The organism is Arthrobacter sp. 260 (assembly GCF_013116745.1).
In the GTDB taxonomy this organism is placed as follows: Bacteria; Actinomycetota; Actinomycetes; order Actinomycetales; family Micrococcaceae; genus Arthrobacter_D.
The window spans coordinates 1-240 of record NZ_JABFOE010000103.1; the positions used below are offsets into that span (position 1 = coordinate 1).

At 56.2% G+C, this 240-nt stretch carries 1 pseudogene; it reads right to left on the reverse strand.

Going from position 1 to position 240, the window contains the following annotated elements:
* A pseudogene (locus tag HMI57_RS18960) lies at positions 1-240 on the reverse strand (heme ABC transporter ATP-binding protein); the annotation flags it as partial.

The window sequence follows — 240 nt, forward strand, 5'->3', positions numbered from 1 at the left end:
GCACTCCGGCGATTACCAAGATTTCACCCTCGTGAATCTCAAAGCTGATGTCATCCAAAACCTTGGTGCCCGCGTGATTCCAGGCAGAGAGGCCCGCGACCTTGAATGTTGGTTTGCCTGGCTTCGCCGGCTCCTTCTCAACATCGAGGTCTACCGCACGGCCAACCATCATTGAGGCAAGCTCGTTTGCAGTCGACTTAGGGTCAGCCTCGCCAACTACCTTGCCGAGGCGAATCACAG